At 67.4% G+C, this 25,801-nt stretch carries 25 protein-coding genes; 18 read left to right on the top strand and 7 right to left on the bottom strand.

All coding sequences use genetic code 11. From position 1 onward, the window contains the following. Nucleotides 1-8 precede the first annotated feature (8 nt). The 11 genes from H4W27_RS11285 (at nucleotide 9) to H4W27_RS11240 (ending at nucleotide 11,554) form a co-directional block, all read left to right on the top strand. Nucleotides 9-824, top strand: a complete 816-nt coding sequence (locus H4W27_RS11285; protein WP_192596016.1) for a thiazole synthase — start codon at nucleotides 9-11, stop codon at nucleotides 822-824. Nucleotides 825-838: 14 nt separating this feature from the next. Continuing rightward, nucleotides 839-2,020, top strand: a complete 1,182-nt coding sequence (moeB, locus tag H4W27_RS11280) for a molybdopterin-synthase adenylyltransferase MoeB (protein WP_192596015.1) — start codon at nucleotides 839-841, stop codon at nucleotides 2,018-2,020. A 28-nt stretch (nucleotides 2,021-2,048) separates the two neighbouring features. Continuing rightward, entirely contained in the window at nucleotides 2,049-3,032 is a 984-nt protein-coding gene (locus tag H4W27_RS11275; RefSeq protein WP_192596014.1) for a carbohydrate kinase family protein, read from the top strand. A 3-nt stretch (nucleotides 3,033-3,035) separates the two neighbouring features. Then, nucleotides 3,036-3,992 (top strand): HAD family hydrolase, encoded by a 957-nt coding sequence (locus H4W27_RS11270; protein WP_318782324.1) that lies wholly within the window; start codon nucleotides 3,036-3,038, stop codon nucleotides 3,990-3,992. Continuing rightward, nucleotides 3,992-4,825 carry a glycerophosphodiester phosphodiesterase gene (locus tag H4W27_RS11265; protein ID WP_192596013.1) on the top strand — a complete coding sequence of 278 codons (834 nt, stop codon included), beginning with the start codon at nucleotides 3,992-3,994 and terminating at the stop codon, nucleotides 4,823-4,825. The genes H4W27_RS11270 and H4W27_RS11265 overlap by 1 nt, the downstream gene beginning before the upstream one ends. A 128-nt stretch (nucleotides 4,826-4,953) precedes the next feature. Continuing rightward, nucleotides 4,954-5,307: a PLDc N-terminal domain-containing protein gene (locus H4W27_RS11260; protein ID WP_192596012.1), complete on the top strand. Its 354-nt coding sequence runs from the start codon at nucleotides 4,954-4,956 to the stop codon at nucleotides 5,305-5,307. A gap of 3 nt (nucleotides 5,308-5,310) precedes the next feature. Next, the gene (locus tag H4W27_RS13695; protein WP_225939095.1) at nucleotides 5,311-6,645 is read left to right on the top strand and encodes a sensor histidine kinase; all 1,335 of its coding nucleotides are present in this window, start codon (nucleotides 5,311-5,313) and stop codon (nucleotides 6,643-6,645) included. Nucleotides 6,646-6,713: 68 nt separating this feature from the next. Beyond that, entirely contained in the window at nucleotides 6,714-7,331 is a 618-nt protein-coding gene (locus H4W27_RS11255; RefSeq protein WP_404821868.1) for a response regulator, read from the top strand. A gap of 71 nt (nucleotides 7,332-7,402) precedes the next feature. Beyond that, entirely contained in the window at nucleotides 7,403-8,065 is a 663-nt protein-coding gene (locus H4W27_RS11250; RefSeq protein ID WP_192596010.1) for a cyclodeaminase/cyclohydrolase family protein, read from the top strand. A gap of 97 nt (nucleotides 8,066-8,162) precedes the next feature. After that, nucleotides 8,163-8,912: an ABC transporter ATP-binding protein gene (locus H4W27_RS11245; protein WP_192596009.1), complete on the top strand. Its 750-nt coding sequence runs from the start codon at nucleotides 8,163-8,165 to the stop codon at nucleotides 8,910-8,912. Further along, nucleotides 8,909-11,554, top strand: coding sequence for an FtsX-like permease family protein (locus tag H4W27_RS11240; protein ID WP_192596008.1), 2,646 nt, complete (start codon nucleotides 8,909-8,911; stop codon nucleotides 11,552-11,554). The genes H4W27_RS11245 and H4W27_RS11240 overlap by 4 nt, the downstream gene beginning before the upstream one ends. Nucleotides 11,555-11,965: 411 nt before the next feature. Here H4W27_RS11240 and H4W27_RS11235 read toward each other — a convergent pair whose 3' ends face one another. From H4W27_RS11235 to ectA, 4 genes are all read right to left on the bottom strand, one after another. After that, nucleotides 11,966-13,114 carry an ABC transporter ATP-binding protein gene (locus tag H4W27_RS11235; RefSeq protein WP_192596007.1) on the bottom strand — a complete coding sequence of 383 codons (1,149 nt, stop codon included), beginning with the start codon at nucleotides 13,112-13,114 and terminating at the stop codon, nucleotides 11,966-11,968. Between the two features lie 270 nt (nucleotides 13,115-13,384). Then, entirely contained in the window at nucleotides 13,385-13,783 is a 399-nt protein-coding gene (locus H4W27_RS11230) for an ectoine synthase (RefSeq protein WP_192596006.1), read from the bottom strand. A 70-nt stretch (nucleotides 13,784-13,853) separates the two neighbouring features. Continuing rightward, nucleotides 13,854-15,140, bottom strand: coding sequence for a diaminobutyrate--2-oxoglutarate transaminase (gene ectB / locus H4W27_RS11225; protein WP_192596005.1), 1,287 nt, complete (start codon nucleotides 15,138-15,140; stop codon nucleotides 13,854-13,856). Between the two features lie 56 nt (nucleotides 15,141-15,196). Beyond that, complete coding sequence (gene ectA / locus H4W27_RS11220) at nucleotides 15,197-15,754, bottom strand: diaminobutyrate acetyltransferase (RefSeq protein WP_192596004.1); 558 nt, start codon at nucleotides 15,752-15,754, stop codon at nucleotides 15,197-15,199. 287 nt (nucleotides 15,755-16,041) lie between these two features. Between ectA and H4W27_RS11215 the strand changes: the two genes are divergently transcribed. Both H4W27_RS11215 and H4W27_RS11210 read left to right on the top strand, forming a co-directional pair. Next, the gene (locus tag H4W27_RS11215; protein ID WP_192596003.1) at nucleotides 16,042-17,418 is read left to right on the top strand and encodes a uracil-xanthine permease family protein; all 1,377 of its coding nucleotides are present in this window, start codon (nucleotides 16,042-16,044) and stop codon (nucleotides 17,416-17,418) included. 113 nt (nucleotides 17,419-17,531) lie between these two features. Further along, nucleotides 17,532-17,726, top strand: a complete 195-nt coding sequence (locus tag H4W27_RS11210; protein ID WP_192596002.1) for a CsbD family protein — start codon at nucleotides 17,532-17,534, stop codon at nucleotides 17,724-17,726. A 99-nt stretch (nucleotides 17,727-17,825) separates the two neighbouring features. Here H4W27_RS11210 and H4W27_RS11205 read toward each other — a convergent pair whose 3' ends face one another. Further along, nucleotides 17,826-19,295: an amidase gene (locus H4W27_RS11205; RefSeq protein WP_192596001.1), complete on the bottom strand. Its 1,470-nt coding sequence runs from the start codon at nucleotides 19,293-19,295 to the stop codon at nucleotides 17,826-17,828. Between the two features lie 88 nt (nucleotides 19,296-19,383). On the opposite strand from H4W27_RS11205, the gene H4W27_RS11200 reads away from it, so the two are divergent. Together H4W27_RS11200 and pheA are read left to right on the top strand one after the other, a co-directional pair. Continuing rightward, nucleotides 19,384-19,713: a rhodanese-like domain-containing protein gene (locus tag H4W27_RS11200; protein ID WP_192596000.1), complete on the top strand. Its 330-nt coding sequence runs from the start codon at nucleotides 19,384-19,386 to the stop codon at nucleotides 19,711-19,713. Beyond that, a complete protein-coding gene (gene pheA, locus H4W27_RS11195; RefSeq protein WP_192595999.1) occupies nucleotides 19,710-20,726 on the top strand; it encodes a prephenate dehydratase in 1,017 nt (338 codons plus the stop codon). The genes H4W27_RS11200 and pheA overlap by 4 nt, the downstream gene beginning before the upstream one ends. Before the next feature lie 143 nt (nucleotides 20,727-20,869). Here pheA and H4W27_RS11190 read toward each other — a convergent pair whose 3' ends face one another. Beyond that, complete coding sequence (locus tag H4W27_RS11190) at nucleotides 20,870-22,084, bottom strand: diacylglycerol/lipid kinase family protein (RefSeq protein WP_192595998.1); 1,215 nt, start codon at nucleotides 22,082-22,084, stop codon at nucleotides 20,870-20,872. Between the two features lie 75 nt (nucleotides 22,085-22,159). On the opposite strand from H4W27_RS11190, the gene serS reads away from it, so the two are divergent. The 3 genes from serS to H4W27_RS11175 all read left to right on the top strand — a co-directional run bounded on the left by serS (nucleotide 22,160) and on the right by H4W27_RS11175 (nucleotide 24,710). Next, nucleotides 22,160-23,449: a serine--tRNA ligase gene (serS, locus tag H4W27_RS11185; protein ID WP_192595997.1), complete on the top strand. Its 1,290-nt coding sequence runs from the start codon at nucleotides 22,160-22,162 to the stop codon at nucleotides 23,447-23,449. A 113-nt stretch (nucleotides 23,450-23,562) separates the two neighbouring features. Continuing rightward, a complete protein-coding gene (locus tag H4W27_RS11180; RefSeq protein ID WP_192595996.1) occupies nucleotides 23,563-24,066 on the top strand; it encodes a Dps family protein in 504 nt (167 codons plus the stop codon). A 167-nt stretch (nucleotides 24,067-24,233) separates the two neighbouring features. After that, nucleotides 24,234-24,710 carry a ribose-5-phosphate isomerase gene (locus tag H4W27_RS11175; protein ID WP_192595995.1) on the top strand — a complete coding sequence of 159 codons (477 nt, stop codon included), beginning with the start codon at nucleotides 24,234-24,236 and terminating at the stop codon, nucleotides 24,708-24,710. A 22-nt stretch (nucleotides 24,711-24,732) separates the two neighbouring features. Here H4W27_RS11175 and H4W27_RS11170 read toward each other — a convergent pair whose 3' ends face one another. Continuing rightward, entirely contained in the window at nucleotides 24,733-25,692 is a 960-nt protein-coding gene (locus H4W27_RS11170) for a sugar-binding transcriptional regulator (RefSeq protein WP_225939094.1), read from the bottom strand. Nucleotides 25,693-25,801: the final 109 nt, after the last annotated feature.

Genomic DNA, 25,801 nt, shown 5'->3' with positions numbered 1-25,801 from the left:
AGAGACCTATGAACCCAGCACACGGCACCGAGACAGAGGCGCTTCCCGCCCTGCAGATCGGTGACTACACCCTGGCCAACCGGCTCATCATGGGCACCGGAGGCATCACTGACCTCGACGCGCTGCAACGCGCCCTGGTGGCCTCGGGCACCACGCTGACCACCGTGGCCATGCGCCGGTACAGCCCCGAGACGAAGACCTCCGTCTTCTCCATGCTGGAACGCCTGGGCATCGACATCCTGCCCAACACCGCCGGCTGCTACACGGTCAAGGACACGGTGCTCACCGCCGAGCTGGCCCGCGAGGCGCTGGAGACCGATCTGATCAAGGTGGAGGTCATCGCCGATGAGCACACGCTGCTCCCAGACGTGATCGAGACGCTCGAGGCCACCGAGCAGCTCGCCGATCGCGGCTTCGTCCCCATGGTCTACACCTCAGACGACCCGGCCGTGGCGCTGCGCCTGGAACAGGCCGGGGCCGCCGCAGTGATGCCACTGGGCGCGCCCATCGGCACCGGCCTGGGCATCCTGAACCGGCACAACATCGAACTCATCACCTCCCGTGCCGGGATTCCGGTGGTGCTCGACGCCGGCATCGGCAGCGCCTCCGAGGCCGCGCTGGCCATGGAGCTGGGCTGCGATGCCGTGCTGGTCGCCTCCGCAGTGACCCGTGCCCAGCGCCCCACCGATATGGCCACGGCCATGCGCCTGGCGGTCGAGGCAGGCTATCGCTCCGCACGCGCCGGCCGGATCCCGCGGCGCGAACACGCCCAGGCCTCTTCCGCTTTTGCTGGACGGATCTCCCCGATCGACGAACTCACCTGAGGACCTGTGCACCGATGAACGATCTCTCCCAGTACTCCCGCTCCCAGATGGAGCGGTTCCAGCGGCACTTCTCCCTGGACGGCTTCGGCATCGAGGCTCAGACCAGGCTGCTGAACTCCCGCGTGGTGGTCATAGGCGCCGGCGGGCTCGGCGCGCCGATCCTGACCTATCTGGCCGCCGCCGGCGTGGGCACCATCGATGTGATCGACCATGACGTGGTCGACCGCTCCAACCTGCACCGGCAGGTGATCCACTCCGAAGACAGCATCGGGCAGCCCAAGACCGCCTCCGCGGCCGCGGTGATGCGCGGGCTGCACCCCGAGATCATCATCCACGAGCATCAGGAACCGATCACCGCCGCCAATGCGCTCGAGCTGATCGCCGAAGCAGACATCGTGGTGGACGGCTCGGACAACTTCGCCACCCGCTACGTGGTCGCCGACGCCTGCGAGATCGCCGACAAGCCCATGGTCTCCGGCTCCATCCTGCGCTTCGCCGGGCAGGTCAGCCTCTTCTGGGCCGGACACGGACCGACCTATCGCGACCTCTACCCGGAGGCGCCCGACGCCGGCGAGGTCCCCACCTGCGCCCAGGCCGGGGTGCTCGGCGTGCTTCCCGGAGTGATCGGCTCCATCATGGCCACCGAGACCATCAAGTTCCTCACCGGCATCGGCCGCACCCTGCTGGGACGGGTGCTCACCTATGACGCGATGAACTCCAGCTTCCGAGAGATCACCCTGCACCCGGACCCCGAGCGCACGCCGGTCACCACCATCGGTGCCGATGTCAGCGGCCTCGGCGGCTTCACTCCCGAACCCGAGCCCGTCGTCGAGGACCCCGAGTTCAATCCGTTCACCGGGGAGCCCAAGCGCGACGACGAGCTCACCCCTGCTCAGCTGCGCGAGCTCATGGCGTCCGGGCTGATCGGCGGCATCGTCGATGTCCGGGAACCCTGGGAGCACCAGATGGGCACCATCGAGGGCGCCGTGAACATCCCGCTGGGCGACCTGCTGGGGAATCCCGGAGAGGACGACGCCGCCGTCTCGGGACTCCATCAGGACTCCGGAAGGCCGGTGGTGCTGTACTGCAAGATCGGGGTCCGCTCTCGCCGGGCGCTGGAAGCCCTGCGCCAGCGCCACCCGGAGGCCGAGCTGCGCAACCTCATCGGCGGATACGAGCTCTATAAGCAGCTCTGAGCTTGGAGCGGTGCGGTAGTTTAGTGGGGTGAGTGCATACCTAGCGGTCATCGGCGAGTGCCTGGTCGATGTCGTCCAATCGGAGACATCTGCCCCCAAGGCGCACGTCGGCGGCTCACCGTTCAATGTGGCAGTGGGTCTGGCTCGGCTGGAGCACGACGTCGTCTTCGCGGGGCGCCGCGGTGACGACGACTACGGGCGGATGATCGCGCGCAGCCTGCGGGCCCAGGGCATCACCGCCCTGCTCGAAGCCGATGCCTCCCCGACCTCCGTGGCACGCGCCACGCTGGATCCCACCGGACAGGCCAGCTACGAGTTCACCCTGGACTGGACGCTGCCCAGCGCCGATGAGCTCGAAGAGAAGTTCTGCACCCTTGCCGGACAGGCCAAGCAGGACCTCGGCGTCGACGGCTCCGGTCCGCTGGAGCATCTGCATGCCGGCTCGATCGGCGCCATGCTGCAGCCGGGCGCCGAGACCGTCAAAGGCGTGATCGACCGCGCCCACGCCGTCGCCACCATCTCCTATGACCCGAACTACCGGCCCACGCTGGTGCCCAACCGCGATGACGCGCGGCGGCAGGCGGAGGAGTTCATCTCCCGGGCCGACATCATCCAGGCCTCCACCGATGACCTCGACCTGCTCTACCCGGAGCGCAGCCATCGAAAGACCATGGACGCCTGGCTCGAGCTGGGACCCTCCCTGGTCACCGTCACCCGGGGGCCCTCCGGCGCGATGGGGCTGACCCGTGCAGGCTTCGCTGAGCAGGAGGCCTTCTCCATCGAGGTCGCCGACACCGTGGGCGCGGGGGACTCCTTCATGGCGGCCACACTCTCCACACTGCGCGGGATGAACCTCCTCGGCGCTTCCCGGCGCCCGGCGCTGCGCGAGATCACCCCCGAACAGCTGGCCACGGTGCTGCGCACGGCGGCCCGAGCGGCCGCCATCAACTCCTCCCGCTTCGGTGCCCAGCCCCCGACGGCGGATGAGCTCGACCACGCACTCGGGGACTGACCCGTGACCGAGCTCTCCGCCCCCACCTCGGCTCCCACGCTCGCCAGCGGTCCCGTGCAGCTGATCGCCAGCGACATCGACGGCACGATCCTCAGCTACACCCACACCGAGAGCGGGTCCGTCTCCACTCGGACGGTGGACGCGTTCCACGCTGCCCAGGCCGCGGGCATACGCGTGGTGCTGGTGACGGGCAGACCGGTGCGCTGGCTCAAGCACATCAGCGAGATGATCGGTGCCCTGGGCACCGTCATCGCCTCCAATGGAGCGGTGACCTACGATCTCGCCGCCGACCGGGTCCTGCATGAGAACGCGCTGGACTCCGCCGCCCTGTTCACCGTGAAGGACATCATCACCGAGATCGACCCGCAGGCATCCTTCGCCGCCGAGACCCTCGAGCACCTTCACATGGAGGAGCCGTTCATCGCCGGATCCCTCTTCTTCGAAGCAGATCGACGGCGTGCCGCCGGGGTCACCGAAGAGGAGCTGCGGCTCGGCCCGCTGGATGAGACCCTGGAGCGCGATGGACTGACCAACGCTGCGCAGACACCGGGCAGCGATGTCACCCGCGCCCACGTGACCGACCGCGTGGTCAAGCTGCTGTGCAAGACCGATGCCATGGACCCAGACGAGTTCCTCGCCCGGGTCCAGCATGAGGTCGGGGATCTGCTCACCGTGACGCACTCCGCCCCCGGGGTGAGTCTGCTGGAGCTCTCCGCCAGCGGAGTGAACAAGGCCTCGGGGCTGGCCCGATACGCAGCCGGTCATCAGATTCCGCGCGAACGCGTCATCGCCTTCGGAGACATGCCCAACGACATCGAGATGCTGCGCTGGGCCGGCACCTCCTGGGCGGTGGGCTCGGCACATCCGCTGGCTCGATCCGCCGCGGATCACATGGCCGCCTCGTGTGACGACGACGGCGTCGCGCAGGTGATCGAGAAGCTGCTCGCCGGAGAGCTCTGATGACCAGGCCCTACCGGCGGCATGTCTACCGCGAGGTCCCATACCTGCTGAACTCCCGTGCCGGGCCGCTGCACCACAGTCCGCTGGCCTTCGCCCACCGCGGGGCGGACCCGGGCCGAGAGAACACCATGGGTGCCTTTCGACGGGCGGTGGAGCTGGGCTACCGGTACCTGGAGATCGATGTGCGCACCGCGGCCGACGGCACGCTCGTGGTCTTCCATGACGAGGAGCTGGACCGCGCCACCACCGGCGCCGGGAAGCTCAGCGAGAAGACCTGGGAGCAGCTCTCCCAGCTCCGGGTCGGCGCCCGAGAGGAGTTCACCGAGCCGATGGTGCGCTTCGAGGAGCTCCTGACCGCCTGGGACGACGTCCACCTCAACGTGGACCTCAAGGATGGAGAATCCGTCACCGAGTTCGTCCGCCTCGTCGAAGAGCACGAAGCCCACGATCGCGTGCTCGCCGCAAGCTTCAACGACGCGCGACGACACCGGGTCCGAGGGCGCCTCAGCCGTCCGATCGCCACCTCCGGAGGGTGGGCGGCCACGGCGCTGATCCTGCTCCTGGGTCCGCTGGGAATGATGAATCGGCTCACTGGTCGGATCGCTGAGATCGACTGTGTTCAGGTGCCGATCTCTCAGGGGCGGATCCGTGTGGTGACCCCGCGCTTCGTGCAGCGCTGCCACCGGGCCGGCCTGCAGGTCCATGTCTGGGTGGTCGATGAGCCCGCCCAGATGCACCAGCTGCTGGACATGGGGGTGGACGGTCTGATGACCGACGACGCCGAGGCGCTCGCCGAGGTCATGCGCCAGCGCTCAGTCTGGCCGCAGCGCTGATCCCTCCTGGGCAGTTGAGCAATCCGGTCCCGACGTCCCCACCGGAAAGCTCAACTGCCCTGGAGGAGTGGAGCCATCTGGTCCCACAGTATGAGGACAGGGTCGAGAGCGGCTTCTAGACTGGAGGCGTGAATCCCTCAGTCATCGCCGGTGTCCTCCGCCCTCTCGCCGAAGACAATGCCGTCTGGGCCTGGGCGCTCGCGGTCACCGCCATCGGACTGCTGATCGCGGCCTTGATGGTGCTGGTCCAGGACACGGAGATGTCTGGGCGCGGCCGGGTGCTCTGGGGCTTCCTCGTCTTCGCGCTGCCGATCCTCGGTCCCGCCGCCTATCTCGGCTGGAGCACCATCGAGCATCGTCGCACCCACGGCCGCCACGAGAAGGGCCCGGTGGAGAAGTACGCTCCCGAGGAGGCCGCTGAGCACCGGGACGCCGCCAGGCGCGGGGAGCAGAACGTCCGCGATGCCGATCAGGCTCAGTAGCGCATGTCTGCGCTGACCGATGTCGGTGAGGCCAGCAGCCGCAATCGTCAGCGGCTGATCGACACCCTCGTCAAGGTTCTGCCGCTGCTCGTATTGCTGCTGTTCTCCCACGTCGGAGGGCAGCGAGCCATGGGTGAGATCGGCTGGCCGGTGCCCTGGTCGGTGGCAGTGCTCATCGAGGTGCTCACCGTGGCGTCGCTGGCCTTCTCGCGGACGAATCCCGGAGCCGCGGCAGGGACCATGGCAGCCCTCTGCGCTGCGCAGCTGATCACCGGCTCGGCTCCGGGGGTCTCAGCCTTCTCGGTGCCCTTCGTGGTCTACGCCTGTGCCAAATACGGCAGTCCCCGCGTCTCCAGGAGCTGTCTGGCGTTGGCGCTGCTGGGAGCCGCGGCGCTGGGTGTGTACTTCGTGCTCATCGACCTCACGTATGCCAGCCAGTACCAGGAGGCCGGGGTCACCCAGGAGACCTTCTGGGGCCTGCCTGTTCGCACGCTGGGGAGCGCCGCGCTCACCGGAGGCTTCGCCGGAGCCATCGCAGTGGTGTTCTGGTTGGCGGGGCACCTTGCCGGGCGTCGTCGTCGAGAGATCGCCGCCATCTCCGAACGCAACCAGCTGCTGATCCGCGAACGGGACCAGGAGGCGCGGCTGGCAGCCGATGCTGAGCGCATGCGGATCGCCCGCGAGATGCATGATGTGATCTCACATTCCATGTCAGTGATGATCGCCCAGGCCGACGGCGGACGGTATGTCCTGCAGCAGAGTCCGGAGCGCGCCGCGCAGGCGTTCGAGACCATCAGTGAGACCGGACGGGAGGCGCTCACCGAGATGCGCCGGATGCTCGGGGTGCTGCGCGAGGGCGACGGAGCCCTGCAGAAGCGGCCGGCACCCGGTGTGCAGGATCTGCCGCAGCTCGTCGAGGATGTCACCGCCTCGGGTCTCCAGGTGCAGCTGCACATGCTCAGCGAGTCCATTCCACGGCTCCCCGAAGGAGTCGGTCTGGCCGCATATCGAATCGTCCAGGAGGCCCTGACCAATACGCTCAAGCACGGGGGTCCGCAGGCCCGCGCCGAGGTATGGGTCGCGGTGGCCGCCGAGTCCGGTCCGGCCCTGATGCTGGAGATCCGCGACACCGGCCACGGGGCCGCTGTGACGAGCGACGGCGGGGGCTCCGGCCTGCTCGGCATGGTCGAGCGCGCCCGGCTCTACGGCGGCACGGTCCAGACCCGAGCCCACGAGCGAGGATTCGATGTGCTGGCGCGCTTCCCCCTGGGCGGCGAGACGACGACCGCAGGCGCACAGATGCCGGCCGAATCCACGAGAGAAGGCGAGGCGGCGTGAGCGCTGAACACCGAGCCATCCGCATCCTGCTCGCCGATGACCAGGCGCTGCTGCGGGCCGGCTTCGCCATGGTGATCGACTCCCAGTCCGATCTCCAGGTCGTGGATCAGGCTGGGAACGGACAGGACGCACTCGCCGCCGCGCGGGCGCAGCAGCCCGACGTGGTCCTGATGGACATCCGGATGCCGATCATGGACGGACTCGAAGCCACCCGGCTGATCACCGAGGATCCCGCGCTGAGCGACACCCGGGTCATTGTGCTGACCACCTTCGACACCGACGAGTACGCCCTGGAGGCCCTCCGCGCCGGGGCCTCTGGCTTCCTGCTCAAGGACGTGAAGCCGGAGACCCTGCTGGACTCGATCCGCACAGTGACCACGGGCGGTGCCGTCATCGCGCCCACCACCACCCGACGCCTGCTCGATGCGACACTCGGCGGGGGTGCCGGGGCTCGGCGACGCTTTCCCGACGCCCGGCAGCAGGAGAAGCTCAGCCGACTGACGAACCGAGAGCGGGGGATCCTGCTGGAGCTGGCCACCGGTGACTCGAACAACGAGATCGCCGCGCGGCTGTTCGTCTCCGAAGCCACGGTGAAGACCCATGTGGGCCAGGTGCTGGCCAAGCTCGAGGTGCGCGATCGCGTGCAGGCAGTCGTCTTCGCCTACGAGACGGGGCTGGTGGCCTGAAGCAGGCAGAGCGAGGCCCGGTCCGGCCCACCTCGGTACCGATCTTCCCCGGTGTAGGACAGACTTGGTCCATGACCGATTCAGCAGAGATCACCACCCAGGACTCGACGCTCGAGGAGTGGACGCATGCCTTGAGCAGACCGGTGGGTGCCCCCGGTGGCGGGGCCGGGGCAGGGGTGATGCTGGCCATCGCCGCCGCGCTGACCGCCATGGTCGCCGGGTACACCGAGACCGGAGCGGACCAGCAGGAGGATCTCGACCGGATCAGCGCTTCCGCCCATGAGCTGCGCCGGATCGCCCTGCAGCTCGCCGACGAGGACGCCTCCGCCTCCGCCGCCTTCGGCGAGGCGTTCGCTCTGGAGCGCGGAGCCGAGCGCGATGAGGCGATACGTGACGCCTCGCTCGGTGCCGCCAGGTCATCGGCGGTCCTGGGCGAGCACGCGATCGAGGCGATCGATGCGCTGTCCTGGCTGGCAGAGCACGGCAATCGCGCGCTGATCGCCGATGTCGTCGTCGCCTTCGGCGCACTGCGGGCCGCCGTGACCGGTGCCCGCACGAACGCGAGCTTCGACCTCGCCGCGCTGAGGTCCTCCGGCTCCACGCTGGACGAGGTCCGCGAGCAGCACCCGCAGCTCTGGGCCACGGTCGAAGAGCTGGACCGCGCGATCGAACGCATCGACGCCACCACGACCGCCGTGGATGACCGCGCCGCCCCCACAGACTCGCATGGCTGAACCCGGTTCCCGCAGGTCAGCTCATCCTGCAGGATGAGGGACAGACCGGCCTGGGGACCGATGTGGGAGCGTGTGCCCCCTTCGTAGGCTGAAGAGCATGATGACTGAACTGACCCCCGCCCTGCGCGCCAGGGACCTGAACAAGACCTACGGATCCGGAGATGCTGCGGTCCACCCGCTGCGCTCGCTGAGCATCGACTTCCCCGCGGCCCGCTTCACCTCGGTGATGGGCCCCTCCGGCAGCGGCAAGTCCACGCTGCTGCATGTGCTGGCGGGCCTGGACACCGCCGACGACGGCGAGGTCACCCTCTCCTCCCCGCGCGGCGAGACCACGCTGACCGGACTCAACGAGAAGCAGCTGACCCGAGTCCGCCGGGAGAGCATCGGCTTCATCTTCCAGTCCTACAACCTGGTCCCCGCGATGACCGCTGAGGAGAACATCCTGCTGCCCACCAACCTCGGCGGAGATGCCGTGGACCGGGACTTCTACCAGCAGGTCATCGATCGCCTCGGCCTGGCAGACAGGCTGAGTCACCGTCCCTTCGAGCTCTCCGGCGGACAGCAGCAGCGGGTGGCAGTGGCGCGCGCCCTGGTCTCCAGACCGGCCGTGATCTTCGCCGATGAGCCCACCGGCAACCTGGACCAGACCTCTGGAGCCGAGGTGCTGGGGCTGCTGCGCACCGCCGTGGATGAATTCGCCCAGACAGTCATCATGGTCACCCATGACGCCAACGCCGCCGCACAGGCGGACCGGACGGTGCTGCTGGCCGACGGTCGTGTCGCGGGGACCATCGAGAACCCGACCGCGTCCCAGCTCGCCGCCGCGCTGATCGAGGCCGGCTCATGAGGCGTGATCCTGTGCTCCAGGTCAACCTGCGCTCAGCCGGGAAGAAGCTGTTCGCGGCGGGGGCCGCCGTCGCGATCTCGGTGGCGTTCATCGTCGCGGGGATGCTGATGGTGGACTCCTTCAACCGCGGGCTGACCCAGGAGCTGGAGGCCGAGGCCTCCGGCACTGACCTGATCATCGACACCTCCATGCTGCTCAGCTCGGATGAGGACACGGAGGACTACCTCCGCGATGACATCCCCCTCGCGGAGGAGATCGAACAGCTCGACGGTGTAGCGGTGGCGGACGCGATCAGCAGCGGCTACCTGAGCCAGATCGCTGAGGACGGCTCTTCCACCATCGGCCTCCAGGCCGGTGAGCAGTCCAGCACTCGGACCGGGGAGATCAGCGAAGGCCGCGAGGCGCAGGCCGCGGATGAGGTCGTGGTGAGCTCTGCCGCGGCCACCGGACAGGGCATCGAGCTGGGGACCACGCTCACCGCCGAGCACTATGTCTTCGACGAGGACGCAGGTGCCGGCACGGAACCCACCGTCGTGCAGGAGGACTACACCGTCGTGGGTGTGGTGCAGGGCCAGGGCCCGCCCCGGGCCTTTCTCACCACAGAAGGCGTGGAGCGACTTCCCTACGACGCGAGCCCGGCGGAGATTCGCATCGTGCTCAACCCCGATTCGACCGTCTCTGCCGAAGAGGTCCAGGAACGGATCCAGGATCTGATCAGGGTCCAAGCTGAGACGCTGAGCGAGACCCGCGCGGCAGATCTCGAGAGCCTGCAGGTGCAGACCACCGAGGAGATCGTCGAGGCGCGGCTGGCTCAGCAGACCGGAGACGCGAACTTCCTGGCGTACATCGCCATCGGCTTCGGCGCCATCTCCGTGTTCGTCTCCACGCTGGTCATCTCCAACACCTTCCAGGTCCTGGTCGCCTCTCGTCAGCGCACGCTGGCGCTGCTGCGAGCCGTGGGAGCCACCTCCGCCCAGCTCCAGCGCGCCACCCTGAAGGAGGGCGCGGTGCTGGGGCTGCTCGGCGGGGCCGCCGGTGTGCTTCTGGGCACGGGCGTGGCACTGGGCTTCTCGCTGATCGCCCGGGCCACGTTCGCACCCGATCTGCCGCTGGCTGGCCCGACGCTGCTGGCGAGCCTCATCGGACTGGGCCTCGGGCTGGTGGTCACCGTGGTCTCCGCGCTGGCCCCAGCGGTCAAGGCGGGCAGGGTCTCCCCGATGGCTGCCCTGCGTCCCGCGGGGCTCGGCCCCGCCACGCAGCGGGTCTCCATGACCCGGCTGATCATCGGGGCCGTGCTGATGCTCGGCGGGTTTGGTGCGGTCATCGGCGCGACGCGGTGGGCCGCCTCCGGCGAGCAGTACTCCCTGCCCGCTCCGATGCTCGGGGTGGCCGGGGCGATCCTCGGCTTCTCCGGCGTGCTGGTGCTGGCACGGCTGGTCGTGCCACCGCTGGTGGCCCGTGGGGGACGACTGCTCGGGCTCCTGCCCGGGCTGCGGGTCAATGCACGGCTCGCCGGTCAGAACGCCCGGCAGGTGCCGGGACGCACGACGGCGACCGCCTCAGCGCTGCTGGTCGGTGTCACCCTGGTCGGAACCATGATGGTGGGAGCCGCCACGGCGCAGACGGTGCTCTACGACGAGCTCGCCGAGAGCTACCCGGTGGAAGCCAGCGTCAGCGCGATGGACGAGGACCTTGAAGCGGAGCTCTCCGAGAGTGAGCTCGTGGAGACGTTCTCCTCCGCCCCCGGCGCCTCTGCCACCATCACGGGGGAGCGGGGCAGCGTCGAGGGACGTGTGATCCTGGTCGATGAAGGGACCTTCGCCTCAGTCGCGCGCACCGAAGGCATGGCGCCGGGCGCCGGTGAGGCGATAGCCGCGGCACAGCTCAATGCAGAGGACACGATCTTCGAGGGCGATGACGCTGAACTGGAACTGATGCCCTACGGCACCGCCACCTCCGGGGCCGCAGACCAGTCGATCACCGTGGATGCCACGGTCGTCTCCTGGCTGCCGGCCGGGATGGTGCTGGTCTCAGAGGCTTCACTGCCGGAGGGGGCCACGGCCCCGGGTGAGTCCCCATGGACCTTCAGCCCGGAGAACGGGCTCACGCTGATCCGAGCCGCTGAGGGGCTCGGTCCGGACCAGTCCTACGGTCTGGCGCCGCTGCTCGAGGAGTACTCCGAGGAGTACAACGACGCCGGCGCGCTGATGCGAGCCAGCTTCACGGAGGCCATCGACATGGTGCTGCTGATCGTCCTTGTGCTCCTGGGGGCCTCGGTCCTGGTGGCGATCATCGGGGTCAGCAACACGCTCTCCCTCTCGGTGCTGGAACGTCGCCGCGAGGCTGCGCTGCTGCGGGCGGTGGGCATGAACCGTCGCTCGGTGGGACAGATGATCACCATCGAGGCGCTGCTGCTTGCCGGGGTGGCGCTGCTGATCGGCACCGCACTGGGCGCCTTCCTGGGTTGGGCGGGGGTCGCCTCACTCGTGGCCCGCCCGGACTGGACCGTGGTGCTGGAGATGCCGTGGCTGCGCATCGCTGGACTCTGGGCGGTGACCCTGGTCGCCGCTGCGCTCGCCGCGCTGCTCCCGGCGCGGGCGCTCTCCAGGGTGGAGCCGGCCGCGGGACTCAGCGCGGACTGACCCGCTCCAGCGCGGACTGACCCGCTCCAGCGCGGACTGACCCGCGTCCGGCGCGCGGGGTGCGAGACGGCGCGGCGCGAGACACAGAGAGACGGCGGGATCCGAATACTCGGATCCCGCCCTCTCCTCTTGCTGGTCTATCGAATCAGGTCACCAGGATGACGATGATCACGATAAGCAGAATTGTGGTCAAGCTGATTGGCAGTACTGACTTATGCATGATGTACCCGTACCTTTCTGTCGTTACGTCTGTTTCGCGTAGAGACCAAGTCCGCCATGGGCTGACAGGTCCCCGTCAGCGATGCTCTTCACTCTACGGGGGACTTCCTGGTCACTTCCTGGACGAAAGCCGAGCACATCATGCTCAATCTGGTTCTGCGTAACGCTGACCTGCAGTGATGCAGCCCGTGATCAGTCTTCGGAGTCCGCCAGGGCTTCCACGTCGGAGAGCGATGCATGGGGGGTGTTGGCGGGGACCTCGCCGTTGAGGCGCAGTCCGTTCTCGATGTCGAACAGGTGCAGATGCGCCGGGTTCGGCTTGATGAAGACCCGCTCGCCGCGCATGGGGGGACGGCGTCCGTTCACGCGGACGATGAACGGCTGGAAGGTGGAGATGCCGTCCGGGGAGCCGAAGATGTAGGCGTCTGCGCCCAGCTCCTCGACCAGGTCCACGGTCATCGGCAGCCCGGTGCCGTCTGTGGTGAGCTCCATGTCCTCGGGGCGCACGCCCAGGACGACCTCGTCCCGGGTGCTCTTGGCCAGGTGGCCGCCGGTGACCGGGATGATGTCATTTCCGAGCACCAGACCCTCGCCCTGGATCTTGGCGTGGAAGAGGTTCATCGCGGGTGAGCCGATGAAGCCGGCCACGAACACGTTGGCGGGCGTGTCATAGAGGTTGCGGGGGGAGTCCACCTGCTGGAGCACGCCGTCCTTGAGCACACACACCCGGTCTCCCATGGTCATGGCCTCGACCTGGTCGTGCGTGACGTAGACCGTGGTGGTCTGCAGCTCGCGCGTCAGTGCCGCGATCTGGGTGCGGGTCTGCACGCGCAGCTTGGCGTCGAGGTTCGACAGGGGCTCATCCATGAGGAAGACCTTGGGGGAGCGGACGATCGCGCGCCCCATGGCCACGCGCTGACGCTGGCCGCCGGAGAGAGCCTTCGGCTTGCGGTCCAGATAGGGGACCAGGTCCAGGATCTCCGCGGCCTTCTTGACCCGCTCGGCGCGCTCCTCCTTGGAGACGCCGGCGATCTTCAGCGCGAAGCCCATGTTCTCGGCCACGGACATGTGTGGGTAGAGCGCGTAGTTCTGGAAGACCATGGCGATGTCGCGGTCCTTGGGGGAGACGTGGGAGACGTCTTCGCCACCGATTCGGATGGCCCCTTCATTGACCTCTTCCAGGCCTGCGAGCATGCGCAGTGCTGTGGACTTGCCGCAGCCGGAGGGTCCGACGAGGACGAGGAACTCGCCGTCGGCGATCTCCAGGTGAAGCTGGTTGATGGCAGGCCGCGCGCCGGGGGTGTAGATGCGGCTGGCGGAGTCATAGGTCACTGAGGCCATGGTGATATGTCCCTTTCACGGGCAGGTACGTGCCCGACGATCCGTTGTGAAGGTGATTGTGGTGACATGGAGCCCGCGTGCCGTGGGTCACATGTCATGGAGATCACATCACAGCCGACCGCAGAAGTCCAAACCTCTCGCGCCCCGCTTCACGGGTGTCGCTGCAGCAGTCGGCGTCTGGAGACGAGAACGGCGCCCGTCCACCTGCTCCAGAGGGTGACTGGAGCAACAGGTGAACGGGCGCCGTCGAGCGCTGCGTGAGCTAGCCGATCAGGCGGTCTCATCCTCGATGATCAGCGGGTACACGCCGTTGTCGTCGTGGACCTCACGGCCGGTCACCGGAGGATTGAACACGCAGACCACGCGGATCTCCTCTTCGACCTCCACGCGGTGCTTCTCCTGTCCGTCGAGCATGTAGAGGAAGCCGTCGGTGATCGCGTACTTCTCTCCGGTCTCGAGGTCGGTCAGCGTGCCCTTGCCACCGACGCAGTAGACCGCCTCCACGTGGTTGGCATACCAGAACTCGTTGGTGGTGCCGGTGTAGAGGGTCGTCTCATGCAGTGAGAACCCGACCTTCTCCTTGGCCAGCACCATGCGGCGCGAGCGCCAGTTCTCCTGCTGGATGTCGCGGTCAGTGCCGTTGAGGGCGTCGATGTTCAAGGTGTACACGCAGATCTCCGATCAGTGGCTGTCAGTAGCGGGGGAATCAGTGACTGGAATCAGTGACTGAGGAACAGGTTCAGCGGGGTGCGCGCAGACGCGAGGGCTCGCCGAGCTGGCCCGTGGCGGCCAGAAGGGACTCCTCGATGATGCCGAGTCCCTTCTGCAGGTCCTCGGACTCGATGTTCAGCGGCGGCATGAGCTTCAGGACCTCATCCTGGGGCCCCGAGGTCTCCACCAGCAGGTTGCGCTTATACGCCTCTGCAGCGACCTTGCCGGCGGTGTCGGGGTTCTGGAAGTGGATGCCGGTCAGGAAGCCTCGTCCCCGGATGGTGGAGTCGGGGACATGCTCGGCGATCTTGACCAGACCGTCCTTGAGCTCTGTGATCCGTTCGCCGAGCTGCTTCTGGAAGCTGTCATCCGACCAGAAGAGCTCCAGGGCGCGCGCGCCCGTCACGAACGCGAGGTTGTTCCCGCGGAAGGTGCCGTTGTGCTCCCCGCCCTCCCAGACGTCGAGTTCGGGCTTGAACAGGGTCAGCGCCATGGCGAGGCCATAGCCGGAGATCGACTTCGAGACACACACGATGTCGGGGTAGAGGCCGGCCTCCTCGAAGGAGAAGAACTTGCCGGTGCGCCCGCAGCCTGCCTGGACGTCGTCGACGATCAGCAGGATCTTATGCCGACGCAGCAGGGCAGAGAGGGACTTCAGCCAGTCCATGCGTGCGGCGTTGAGGCCGCCCTCGCCCTGGACGGTCTCCACGATCACGGCGGCGGGCTTGTCCACGCCCGAGCCTGAGTCCTCGAGGATCTTCTCCAGCCAGAGGAAGTCGGGCATGTCCCCATCGAAGTAATCGTCATAGGGGATCTTCGAGGAGTTCGTCAGCGGAATGCCGGCACCGCGACGCTTCATGGAGTTGCCGGTGACGGAGAGTGCGCCGAGCGTCATGCCGTGGAAGGCATTGGTGAAGGAGAGGATGTGCTGCCGGCCGGTCACCTTGCGGGCCAGCTTCAGCGCAGCCTCCACCGTGTTGGTGCCTGTGGGACCGGGGAACATGACCTTGTAGTCCATCTTGCGCGGCTCGAGGATGAGTCGTTCGAAGGTCTCCAGGAAGTGGCGCTTGGCCGGGGTCTTCATGTCCATCGAATGGGTGACGCCGTCGTTCGCGACGTAGTCGACGACGAGGTCGCGCAGTTCGGGGTGGTTGTGGCCGTAGTTCAGCGCACCTGCTCCGGAGAAGAAGTCGAGGTAGCGGGTGCCGTCCTCGGTCCACTGGTAGGGGCCGGAGGCCTTGGCGAAGGTGGCTGGCCAGTTCTTGCAGTAGCTGGCGACCTGAGATTCGCGTGTTTCGAAGATGTCTGTCGGCATAGTGCGTTTCTGTCCTTAGATTCCGGGGAAGTCGTGCTGGAAGTTCGCTGCGACGCTCAGTCGGCGTTCGGGCCCAGGGGGGCCACGGTGTAGAGGTCCTCGGGAGCGTGTTGCTCCCCTGATTCTTCGGCTGAGGGGAAGTCCTTCTCGGTGAAGAACCTCGTCGTGGTGATCTCGGCGCCCTTGTCGCGGGCCAGGCCCGTGAACAGTGCGATGGATGCGGCGTTGTCCGCGGTGATCGTGGTCTCGAGCCGCTGCGGCGCCACGGCTTCCACCAGCGTGGTGAGCATGCGGGAGGCCAGGCGTCGCCCGCGGAATCGAGAATCCACGGCGACCTGCCAGATGAAGAGGGTCTGGGGGTCCTCGGGTCTGCGGTAGCCGGAGATGAAGCCCGCAGGCTCCCCCTCGACCTCGGCGATCACCGAGGTCTCAGCGAAATCTCGGGTCCACAGGATGTACGCGTAGGGAGTGTTCACATCAAGGACGCCGGTCCCGGCGGCGAGCCGCCACAGAGAGGCGCCATCGGCGACCGTGGGCGTGCGAATCTCAACTCGTTCCGAGGCCGGGGAGGACTCGGCGGAGTTCTGGGCAGGGGTGTCTGCAGTGTGAGGCATCGTTCTCCAGAGTAGTGAGCTGGTTCCCAGATTCAACTGGGGACTGCATGAATACCCGGTGAAACAGCGGTCAGCGGTGTCCTCTGGAGTTTAGCGCCAGGGATAGCAGTGCCGCCAGAGACCATGCGTGCCGGGGCACAGCATCGATCGTCCTGCTCTCTTCCCACAATTGCCATGAATGTAATCATCATGTGATCTCATCAAACAATGAGTAAAGAACGACGGGTGATCTTGGGCACGTCAGCCGCACAGCGTGTCTGTGCGCCGCTGCGGCTACTGTGGCTGGAATGACTACGCAGAGGAAGAGCCGCTTCCCCGGGTTCGGGTGGACGCTCCATGGTGACGGCAGGACTGTACGACCCGGCGCAGTGGTGACCCCGGGGGAGCGCCTGGGCTGGCTGCAGACCACCGGAGTGGGGATGCAGCATGTGGTCGCGATGTTCGGCGCCACGTTCCTGGTCCCCCTGATCACCGGCTTCCCGCCCTCCACGACTCTGCTGTTCTCAGGCATCGGGACCCTGCTGTTCCTGATCATCACCGCAGGGCGCATCCCGAGCTATCTGGGGTCCTCCTTCGCCTTCCTCGCCCCGGTGGGCGCCGCCACCGCGCAGTACGGCATGTCCGGTGCCCTGGGCGGGATCTTCCTCGCGGGGCTCGGCCTGGTCGGCGTCGGCGTCCTTGTCCATTTCGCCGGCAGTCATTGGATCCAGCGCATCATGCCGCCGGTGGTCACCGGCGCCATCGTGGCGCTGATCGGTTTGAACCTCGCCCCCGCCGCATGGAACAACGTCAATGAAGCCCCCGTCACAGCCGCGGTGACGATCGTTTCCATGCTGCTGGCCAGCGTGCTCTTCAAGGGACTGCTGGGGCGGCTCTCCATCCTGGTCGGCGTGGTGATCGGGTATGTGGTGGCCGTGCTGCGCGGCGAGGTGGACTTCTCCACCGTGGGCTCCGCGGGCTGGTTCGGGCTGCCAGAGTTCACGGCACCCACCTTCCACATCGGGGTGCTGGGCCTGTTCATCCCGGTGATCCTGGTCCTGGTCGCAGAGAACGTGGGGCACGTGAAATCCGTGGCGCTGATGACGAAGCAGGACCTGGATCCGATGACCGGACGGGCACTGATCGCCGATGGCGCCGCGACGATGCTCGCCGGCGCCGGAGGCGGTTCAGGGACGACCACCTATGCCGAGAACATCGGAGTCATGGCCTCCTCGCGCGTGTATTCCACCGCGGCCTACTGGGTGGCAGGTCTCTTCGCCATCCTGCTTGCGCTGCTGCCGAAGTTCGGCGCACTCATCGCCACGGTCCCCGTGGGCGTCCTCGGCGGGGCGGGCACCGTGCTGTACGGGATGATCGGCGTCCTCGGGGTGCGCATCTGGGTGCAGAACCGCGTGGACTTCGCGAACCCCATCAATCTCGCCGTGGCCGGCGTGCCGCTCATCATCGCCGTCGCCAACTTCACCATGGTCTTCGGGGAGATCGTCTTCGAGGGCATCGCACTGGGCAGCTTCGCCGCCCTGGCGATCCACCACGTGCTCAGCGCGATCGCTCGACTGCGCGGCACCGACGTCGGCTTCTCGACCGAGGACGAGGGGGCACTGGCCACTCCGGTCAACGCGGAAGACCTCAGGCACCAAGATCCGGGCGGAACGCACGCGGATTAAGACCCGGGAACAGTTCACTGGGAGTTCCCTGAAAAATCCTACTTCTGAGTGACAGGGCACAGTGTGGTCTGTAGCGTGACGAGGGACTTGTCCGCCGACGAAAGGAGTCACCCATGGGACTCGATGACAAGACGAACAACAAGTCCGAAGAAGCAAGCGGCTCCGCAAAGGAAGGCTTTGGCAAGCTGACCGGCGATAAGGAGACCCAGGCTGAAGGCAGCAGTGAGAAGACCCAGGCGAAGGCCAAGGATGCCGCCCAGGATGCGAAGGACAGCGTCAAGGGCTTCGTCCAGGGCATGAAGAACTGACCTGCCTCTGACCAGCGGCCCGCTCACGGCGGGCGGCTCGAGAAGTTCCCTCACAGCGCCGGGTCCGTGCACGTCGGGTCCGGCGCTGCTGTGTCCGGCTCAGCCCTGCAGCATGGTGGCCGCCAGTGCCAGGAGATGCTCCTCAGAGCCGCTGCGACCGATGAGCTGGACCGACCAGCTGAGGCCCTCGGCGTCGGTGTGTGTGGGCACATTGATCGCGGGCAGCCCCATCACATTGACCACTGAGCTGAAGGGCGTGAAGCGGCACTGCTCCCGGTAGTTCTCCTCCGGCGTCAATCCGGTGAACCACCCGATCTTCGGCGGTGCATAGGCGAGCATCGGCGTGACCAGAATGTCCCAGGGCCCCAGGAGAGCGTCCGCATGCACCGCGAAGTCCTCCAGCGCCGCAATGGCCTTCTGCGTCTGATCGGCCGGGCGGGCCGCGGCGTGTTCGATGAAGTACCGGGTCAGCGGGGTCATCGCCGCCACCTGATCGGCCGGGAGATCCAGCTGCCCGAGCCGAGAGGTCCACAGCGTCTGGAAGTTCTGGTGATAGCGGGCCGGCCAGAACGAGTCCGCTCCGGTGCAGTGGCTGCTCCCCTGGACGACGTGGCCGAGTCCCGCCAGAGCCCTCAGACCCTGCTCCAGCGCCTCCACGGCCGGTTCCTGGAGCACGATGTCCAGCTCCGGGGAGAATGGAGACTCCGTGGTCACACCGATGCGAAGCGGGGCCAGCCCGCGCCGCAGCGCCTGGTCCACCGCATGCATCGCGCGCCCGGCAGGGAGCCCCGAGGCGCCGGCTTCGAAGCGGTGTCCGGCCATCACGTCGAAGAGCAGCGCGGCGTCCTCTGCAGACTCAGCGATCGGACCTGAGACCGCCAGGTTCTGCACGCCTGTCTGCTGCCGGTCATCAGGAAGACGCGCACGTCCGGGCTTCAGACCGATCAGTCCGCATGCCGCCGCGGGGATCCGGACCGAACCACCGCCGTCGTTGCCCGGTGCCATCGGCAGCATGCCGGACGCCACTGCGGCGGCCCCGCCTCCCGTGGATCCTCCGGGCGTGCGTTCCGGAGCCAGAGGATTCCGGGCTGGGGCGGCGAGCTCGTTCTCCGAGTAGCAGGGAAGACCGAACTCGGGCACCTGGGTCTTGCCCAGGCTGATCGCCCCGGCGGAGTGCACCCGCCGGGCCAGCGGGTCATCGCGACCGGGGATGGTCGTGGGAAGGGCCGCAGTTCCCATCGTGGTGGGCATTCCAGCGACGTGGACCAGGTCTTTGAACCCGGTGGGCATCCCCAGCAGAGGAGCCCGCCCGGAGAGTTCAGCCATGGCAGCGGTGCGTGAGCTGCCGCTGCGCGCGTCCAGCACGGCGGCCCGCACCAGATCGATCTCCTCCGCGCGGCGCAGCGCGTACTCCGCATCGACGTGGATGAAGGCTCCCAGGGCGGACTGGGTCGCCGCGGAGGTCAGCGCAGTGGTGATGATCTCGACTGCGCTGACCTCGCCGGCGATGAAGTCGCTGCGGATCTGGGCGGCGGAAGGTAAAAGGGCTGGATCAGCGGAGTGTCCCATGGGCTCACTCTATGTGCGCAGATCCGGCCAGGCGCTAGTGTTGAGGACGCACCAGACCTGATCGACCCGCTCTGAAGGAGGCTCGGAAATGTCGGACTTCGAGACCGTTCGTGCCGCAGATGTCCCCGCCGACGCCGCGCTGCTCGACGTCCGTGAGGACTACGAGTTCGCCGAGGGGCATGCCCCGGGCGCACTGCACATCCCTGTGGGCGAGATCCCTGCTCGGTTCCAGGACGAGCTGGATCCGGACGAGGACTATTACGTCATCTGCCGCACGGGTGGGAGATCCGTGCAGATCACGAGCTGGCTGACCGGGCAGGGCTACTCGGCCGTCTTCGTCGCAGACGGCATGGACGGGTGGCTTGTCGCGGGCCGACCGCTGGAATCTTCAACCGGCGAGGAGCCGCGGGTTCGATGAACACAGAGACCCAGAGCGAGACCCGCAGTCAGACCCACAGTGAGACTCAGACCCAGAGTCAGACCCAGAGCGAGACCCACAGTGAGGCCCGTGCTCCGCGGTACTCCTTCCTCGGTCCTGCAGGGACCTTCACCGAAGCGGCGCTCCTGCAGGTCCCGGGAGCGGCACGAGCCGAGCGAGTGCCGGCCGGATCGGTGCTGACCGCGCTGAACATGGTGGAGTCGCATGAGGTCGACGCCGCAATGGTCCCCATCGAGAATTCCGTGGAAGGCGGGGTCACAGCCACCCTGGATGCCATCTCTGTGGCTCATCAGCTGCATATCGTCCGTGAAGCCCTGGTGCCGATCAGCTTCGTGCTGGCCGCCGCCGCGCCGATCGCCCCGGAGGAGATCCGCACGATCTCCACGCATACCCACGGCTGGGCCCAGGTCCGGCGGTGGGCCGAGTCCGCTGTCCCAGGTGCCGAGTTCGTCCCGGCCTCCTCCACGGCCGCTGCGGCCCGCGGACTCCTGGCCGAGCCGGCCGAGGCCGAGGCCGCCGTGTGTTCGCCGCTGGTGGCGGAACAGCTGGGCCTGCATGTGCTGGCACGCGGCATCGAGGACGTCAGCGGGGCGGTGACCCGGTTCGTGCTGGTGGCGCCCCCGGGTGAGATCCCGGCGATGACGGGGGCGGATAAGACGACGATCATGATCCCGCTGCCGCAGGACCGGGCCGGAGCCCTGATGGAGCTGCTGGAGCATTTCGCCACCCGGGGAGTCAATCTCTGCCGCATCGAGTCCCGGCCCACCGGCAACGGCCTGGGCGAGTACTACTTCTCGATCGACCTCGAAGGTCACATCGACGAGGCTCGTGTGGCCGACGCGCTCGCCGGAATCCACCGCATAGCGCCCGGGATCCGCTTCCTCGGGTCCTATCCGCGGGCCGACGAGAAGCCACAGCAGACCACCGCCGAAGTCTCCGACGCCGCCTTCACCGCCGCCTCCGCGTGGATCAGCTCGCTGAGACACGCGTAAGGGAGCCCGGCGGGGGACCCGCGCTCGGCGCAGCCGAGGGTGGGAGCCGGGTGAGCGGGATCAGCTCGCTGAGACACGCGTAAGGGAGCCCGGCGGGGGACCCGCGCTCGGCGCAGCCGAGGGTGGGAGCCGGGTGAGTGGGATCAGGCCCGGGGCTCCTTGGTGACCCGGCCTTCGGTCAGCACGGGCCCGTCCGGCTGCGCCGCCTTCGGCTCGGCCTCGACGTCATGCTCCGCGCGGGAGTCCTCGCCACGCAGCTCCTGGACCCCCCGGACGGTGACTCCGTTGACCTTCAGCGCGTGAGCGTTCACCGTGCCGGCGACGCTGACCACTTCACCCACGGCGTCGCCGTCGATCTGGAAGGGCATCGGCTCGGTCATCGTGATCCTTGCCCGCTTGGCCTGGCGCACGGTCATCACCGGGATGTCCGCGGCGAAGCGGGTGACGGTCTTGGCCAAGATCCGGGCCCAGTCCAGGGCATGGCGCGGGGTGAAGAGCACCGCGTCCATATGTCCGTCATCGAACTCGGCGGAGGGCACCAGGAGCATGCCCGCCTGCAGTGACCCGCAGTTGGCCAGCAGGACCGAGCGCACCTTATGGGACTGGGCCGCGCCGTCGTCGAGCTGGACGGTGACGCTGGACCGGGCGCCGACGATGTGACGCAGTCCGGCCTCGCCGTAGGCGAGCCAGCCGGCACGCTGCTTCAGCGCTTCCCGGGTGTCGCCCATGACCTCAGCGTCCAGGCCGCCGCCGGCGATGACCAGGGAGATCTCCTCCTCCTTGCGTCCCCCCACACGTTCCAGGACCAGATCCAGGGTGTCCACGCGGTGGCTGCGGCCATGGATCGCCTCGTCCACGCAGGCGCGGAGGTCGTGGTAGGGCAGGCCCACATTGCGGGCGAACAGGTTGCCGGTGCCCAGCGGCACGATGCCCAGCGCGGTCTCGGTGCCGGCCAGCTCTGCGGCCACAGCGCGGACCGTGCCGTCTCCACCTGCCGCGACGACGACGGCGGCGCCCGCCTCCAACGCCCGGCGGGTCATCCCGTGACCGGGATCCTCCGCGCTGGATGCCATCACCAGGGGCGCGGGCATGCCTGCACGGGAACACGTGGAATGGATCTGCCGCACGACGTCGTCGGCAGAATCCTTGGTGGTGTTGACCACCACCGCCACCAGGCGTCCGGGAGCGTGCTCCGCAGGGGAGTGGGACACGGCTGTGCGCTCGAGGTCGCGGGTCAGCTCCGCGTTGCTGCGCCGGAGCCTCTGCTGAGCGACGCTCAGCCAGATCACTGCGATCAGCAGGATCGCTGCAGCGGCGAGGGCCAACCAGAGAAGTGTGCTGAGCGTGTCGGTAGTCATCAAGGGCAGTGTACTGGCGGCGGCTGGCGACACTGGGGGCACGGGGTGGGGACGGTGTGGCGATAGGCTGGGGCGGTGATCGACATCAAGGACCTCATCGAGAATCCCGAGACGTACCGGGCCAGCCAGCGCGCACGCCAGGCTGACGAAGCCGCAGTGGATGCGCTCATCGCCGCCCAGGAGTCTCGCACCTCAGCCATCGCCCGCTTCGAGACCCTGCGCGCAGAGCAGAAGGCCTTCGGCAAGAAGGTCGCCCAGGCCAGCGGGGAGCAGAAGCAGCAGCTGCTCGCGGAGGTCAAGGACCTCTCTCAGCAGGTGAAGACCGCCGAGGCCGAGTCCGGTGAGGCCGAGGATCAGCTGCGTCGCCTGCAGGGCGCCTTCCCGAACCTCGTCCGCGCCGGTGTCCCCGCAGGCGGAGAGGACGATTTCGTGGTTCTGCGCGAGGAGGGCTCGGCGCGTGACTTCGCGGCCGAGGGCTTCGCCCCCAGGGATCACCTGGAGCTGGCCGAATCACTGGCCGCAGTGGACATGGAGCGCGGGGCCAAGGTCTCCGGTGCCCGGTTCTACTTCCTCAAGGGGATCGGTGCCCGGCTGGAGCTCGCGATGATGCAGATGGGCCTGGACCAGGCGGTGGAGGCCGGTTTCACCCCGATGATCACCCCCACCCTGGTGCGCCCGGAGACCATGGCCGGCACCGGCTTCGATGTGGAGCACGACGACGAGATCTACCGCCTGGAGCGCGACGACCTCTACCTGGTGGGCACCTCCGAAGTGGCGATCGCCGGGTACCACGCCGACGAGATCCTGGAGCTCGACGCAGGACCGGAGCGGATCGCCGGCTGGTCCACCTGCTATCGGCGAGAAGCCGGATCCCACGGCCGGGACACGCGGGGAATCCTGCGGGTGCATCAGTTCAACAAGCTGGAGATGTTCATCTTCTGCTCGGCCGAGGATGCCGCAGCCGAGCATGCGAACCTCCTGGCCTGGGAGGAGAAGATGCTGCAGAAGATGGAGCTGCCGTATCGGGTGGTCGACATCGCCGCCGGTGACCTGGGTCTCTCTGCCGCCCGCAAGTTCGACTGCGAGGCCTGGGTTCCTTCGCAGTCCACCTACCGCGAGCTGACCTCCACCTCAGACTGCACCACCTTCCAGGCGCGCCGGCTCAACATCCGCGAGCGCACGCTGAAGACAGACGGCTCCAAGGGACCCACCCGGCCGGTGGCCACGCTTAACGGGACCCTCGCCACCACGCGCTGGCTCGTGGCGATCCTGGAGAACCATCAGCAGGCCGACGGCACCGTGCGGGTGCCCGAAGCGCTGCGTCCCTACCTCGGCGGCATGGAAGTGATGACACCGCCGGCCTGATCCTCGCAACTGAGGTAAGGCTCAACTGCCTGGCGGTCCCTTTTATGAATCACTAGTATCAACAGTGTCCGCGCCGAACAGCGCTCATGCATCAACAGCACAAGGAGTGTGACATGACTGAGAAGTACTCCGACTACACCGCACCAGGTCTTGCGCAGGAGAACGGCCACGAGATCGCCGGTCTGCTGCAGAGCCGCCTGTACGCGCTGAACGATCTTCACCTGGTCCTCAAGCACGTCCATTGGAACGTCGTGGGCCCCAACTTCATCGCCATCCACGAGATGCTCGACCCGCAGACCGAGGTCGTGCGTGGATTCGCCGATGAGGTCGCCGAGCGCATCGCCACCCTGGGCGGATCACCCTCGGGACTCAGCGGAGAGCTGGTCTCCAAGCGCCATTGGGAGGACTACCCGCTCTTCAAGGCCGATGGCACCACGCATCTGGCCGAGCTGGAAAAGGTCTACGACGGCGTCATCGGCGACCACCGCGACGTGCTGAACAAGGTCGGCGAGCTGGATCCGATCACCGAGGACCTGCTCATCGGCCAGACCAAGGCGCTGGAGCTCTTCCAGTGGTTCATCCGCTCCCACCTGGACAAGGCGGGCGCAGCCTCCTGATCCACTGAGGTTCTCGAACCTCGAAGAGCCCGCCCTCTGCACTGAGCCCAGTGTCGAGGGCGGGCTCTTCTGTTTCTCCCGCCTCAGGTGCTGAACATTTGTATTTGACGTTTGTTCTACGCCCCGTAGCATTGCATCTGAACCCTGGTACGAGTTGAGGAGTCCCCATGAGCAGTCAGTTTCGAATCGTCATCGGCAGTGACGAGGCCGGTTTCGCCTATAAGGAGGTGCTGAAGGCCCATCTGGAGGCGGATCCCCGAGTGGCCTCGGTCATCGATGTCGGCGTCGGCGATGACGCCGACAAGACGGCCTATCCGAACATCGGCGTGACTGCGGCGGAGAAGATCGTGGCCGGAGAGGCCGATCGGGCACTGCTGCTCTGCGGCACCGGCCTTGGCGTCGCCATCTCTGCCAACAAGGTCAGAGGTGTTCGGGCCGTGACTGCCCATGACGCCTATTCCGTGGAGCGGGGCGTGCTCTCGAACAACGCCCAGGTCCTGTGCATGGGTCAGCGCGTGATCGGCCAGGAGCTGGCTCGCAAGCTCACTGATGAATGGCTCAAACACGAGTTTGACCCCGCGAGCGCCTCCGCCGCGAAGGTCGGCGCGATCACTCGCTATGAGGACACCGGGAGCTGCGGCTGATCGGCTCCGCGATCAGTCCCGGCTAGAGCCGCCGGTCCACCGCTCGAGCGGTGGACTCGTCGGTGACCAGGATGTTGAACCATCCTGCGCTGGCGGCTGCAATGATGCTGGGCGCCTTGTGGGCACCGACAGCTGCCGCGATCCGCGTCGGCACGGCCCGAAGCGTCTGGCCAGGAACCCTGACCATGCGTTCGCTCCCCGGGAAGGTCACCTCGTTGCCCTGCGGGTCGTAGAACGCCAGGCAGACGTCCCCGATCGACTTCGCCAGGTTCGGATGATGGCGCGGGACGGACTGTGCGATGGAGTTTCTGGAGAGGGGTGCAGCGCCGATGCCCACCAGTGCCACCTTGGCGGAGTTCCAGTCGGCGACGACCTGGCGGTAGCCGGGGTCATCCTGAAGAGCTGAGAGCAATGCCGGCGACGGCATGGAGGGTGCGAAGAGATAGTGCGGGTAGCCGCCCGAGGTGGCGGCGAACGCGCGCACCACCTCGTTGGTCTGGTGCCACGGGTCCGGCTCAGCCTGGCCGCCCACCGTCGGGGCGATGACCACGCCCGAGAAGTCCCCCAGCCGCTGCTGGGCCAGGGCGTAGGTCGTCTCCCCGGAGGCCAGAAGCAGGACATCGCCCGCACGCAGCTTCGTCCCCGCCAGAGCCTGCCGTGTCATCGGCCCCAGGCCCAGGCCGACGCGCTGGGACTGGTCGCCCGGGGCCAGGTGGACCTCATCCACGCCGAGCTTCTGCTTCAGCCGTTCGCTGAGCTCGTCCATGCCGGTGGAGACGGGGCGATGCACGCGAATCTCCACGATTCCCTGCCCCCGAGCCTCCGCCAGCATGCGACTGACCGAGGGTCGAGAGACCTTCAGCTGCTCGGCAACTTCTGCCTGTGTGGCGCCCTGTTCGTAGTAGAGCTGCGCCGCCCGGTACAGCCTTTCAAGCTCTGACGTGCCCGGCGTCTCCTCCTCCGTGACCTCTGTTGCCTTCATCGGGCCATCGTATCCGCCCGGCCGACTCCCCGCGGCAAGTGGTGCTGATCACGTCATCTGTTCTAGTGTGGCCCCAGCACATATGTCAGCGAACATCTGTACGGCCGGC

Source organism: Nesterenkonia lutea, assembly GCF_014873955.1.
Classification (GTDB): domain Bacteria; phylum Actinomycetota; class Actinomycetes; order Actinomycetales; family Micrococcaceae; genus Nesterenkonia; species Nesterenkonia lutea.
Note: the sequence above shows the minus strand (reverse complement) of the source record. Positions and strands in the feature narration are given on the sequence as shown.

Excerpts from the sequence above, each read along its gene's own strand:
- H4W27_RS11285 (WP_192596016.1), top strand. The coding sequence starts at position 9 with ATGAACCCAGCACACGGCACCGAGACAGAGGCGCTTCCCGCCCTGCAG.
- moeB (WP_192596015.1), top strand. The coding sequence starts at position 839 with ATGAACGATCTCTCCCAGTACTCCCGCTCCCAGATGGAGCGGTTCCAG.
- H4W27_RS11265 (WP_192596013.1), top strand. The coding sequence starts at position 3,992 with ATGACCAGGCCCTACCGGCGGCATGTCTACCGCGAGGTCCCATACCTG.
- H4W27_RS13695 (WP_225939095.1), top strand. The coding sequence starts at position 5,311 with ATGTCTGCGCTGACCGATGTCGGTGAGGCCAGCAGCCGCAATCGTCAG.
- H4W27_RS11255 (WP_404821868.1), top strand. The coding sequence starts at position 6,714 with ATGGTGATCGACTCCCAGTCCGATCTCCAGGTCGTGGATCAGGCTGGG.
- H4W27_RS11250 (WP_192596010.1), top strand. The coding sequence starts at position 7,403 with ATGACCGATTCAGCAGAGATCACCACCCAGGACTCGACGCTCGAGGAG.
- H4W27_RS11245 (WP_192596009.1), top strand. The coding sequence starts at position 8,163 with ATGATGACTGAACTGACCCCCGCCCTGCGCGCCAGGGACCTGAACAAG.
- H4W27_RS11240 (WP_192596008.1), top strand. The coding sequence starts at position 8,909 with ATGAGGCGTGATCCTGTGCTCCAGGTCAACCTGCGCTCAGCCGGGAAG.
- H4W27_RS11235 (WP_192596007.1), bottom strand. The coding sequence starts at position 13,114 with ATGGCCTCAGTGACCTATGACTCCGCCAGCCGCATCTACACCCCCGGC.
- ectB (WP_192596005.1), bottom strand. The coding sequence starts at position 15,140 with ATGCCGACAGACATCTTCGAAACACGCGAATCTCAGGTCGCCAGCTAC.
- ectA (WP_192596004.1), bottom strand. The coding sequence starts at position 15,754 with ATGCCTCACACTGCAGACACCCCTGCCCAGAACTCCGCCGAGTCCTCC.
- H4W27_RS11215 (WP_192596003.1), top strand. The coding sequence starts at position 16,042 with ATGACTACGCAGAGGAAGAGCCGCTTCCCCGGGTTCGGGTGGACGCTC.
- H4W27_RS11210 (WP_192596002.1), top strand. The coding sequence starts at position 17,532 with ATGGGACTCGATGACAAGACGAACAACAAGTCCGAAGAAGCAAGCGGC.
- H4W27_RS11205 (WP_192596001.1), bottom strand. The coding sequence starts at position 19,295 with ATGGGACACTCCGCTGATCCAGCCCTTTTACCTTCCGCCGCCCAGATC.
- H4W27_RS11200 (WP_192596000.1), top strand. The coding sequence starts at position 19,384 with ATGTCGGACTTCGAGACCGTTCGTGCCGCAGATGTCCCCGCCGACGCC.
- pheA (WP_192595999.1), top strand. The coding sequence starts at position 19,710 with ATGAACACAGAGACCCAGAGCGAGACCCGCAGTCAGACCCACAGTGAG.
- H4W27_RS11190 (WP_192595998.1), bottom strand. The coding sequence starts at position 22,084 with ATGACTACCGACACGCTCAGCACACTTCTCTGGTTGGCCCTCGCCGCT.
- H4W27_RS11180 (WP_192595996.1), top strand. The coding sequence starts at position 23,563 with ATGACTGAGAAGTACTCCGACTACACCGCACCAGGTCTTGCGCAGGAG.
- H4W27_RS11175 (WP_192595995.1), top strand. The coding sequence starts at position 24,234 with ATGAGCAGTCAGTTTCGAATCGTCATCGGCAGTGACGAGGCCGGTTTC.
- H4W27_RS11170 (WP_225939094.1), bottom strand. The coding sequence starts at position 25,692 with ATGAAGGCAACAGAGGTCACGGAGGAGGAGACGCCGGGCACGTCAGAG.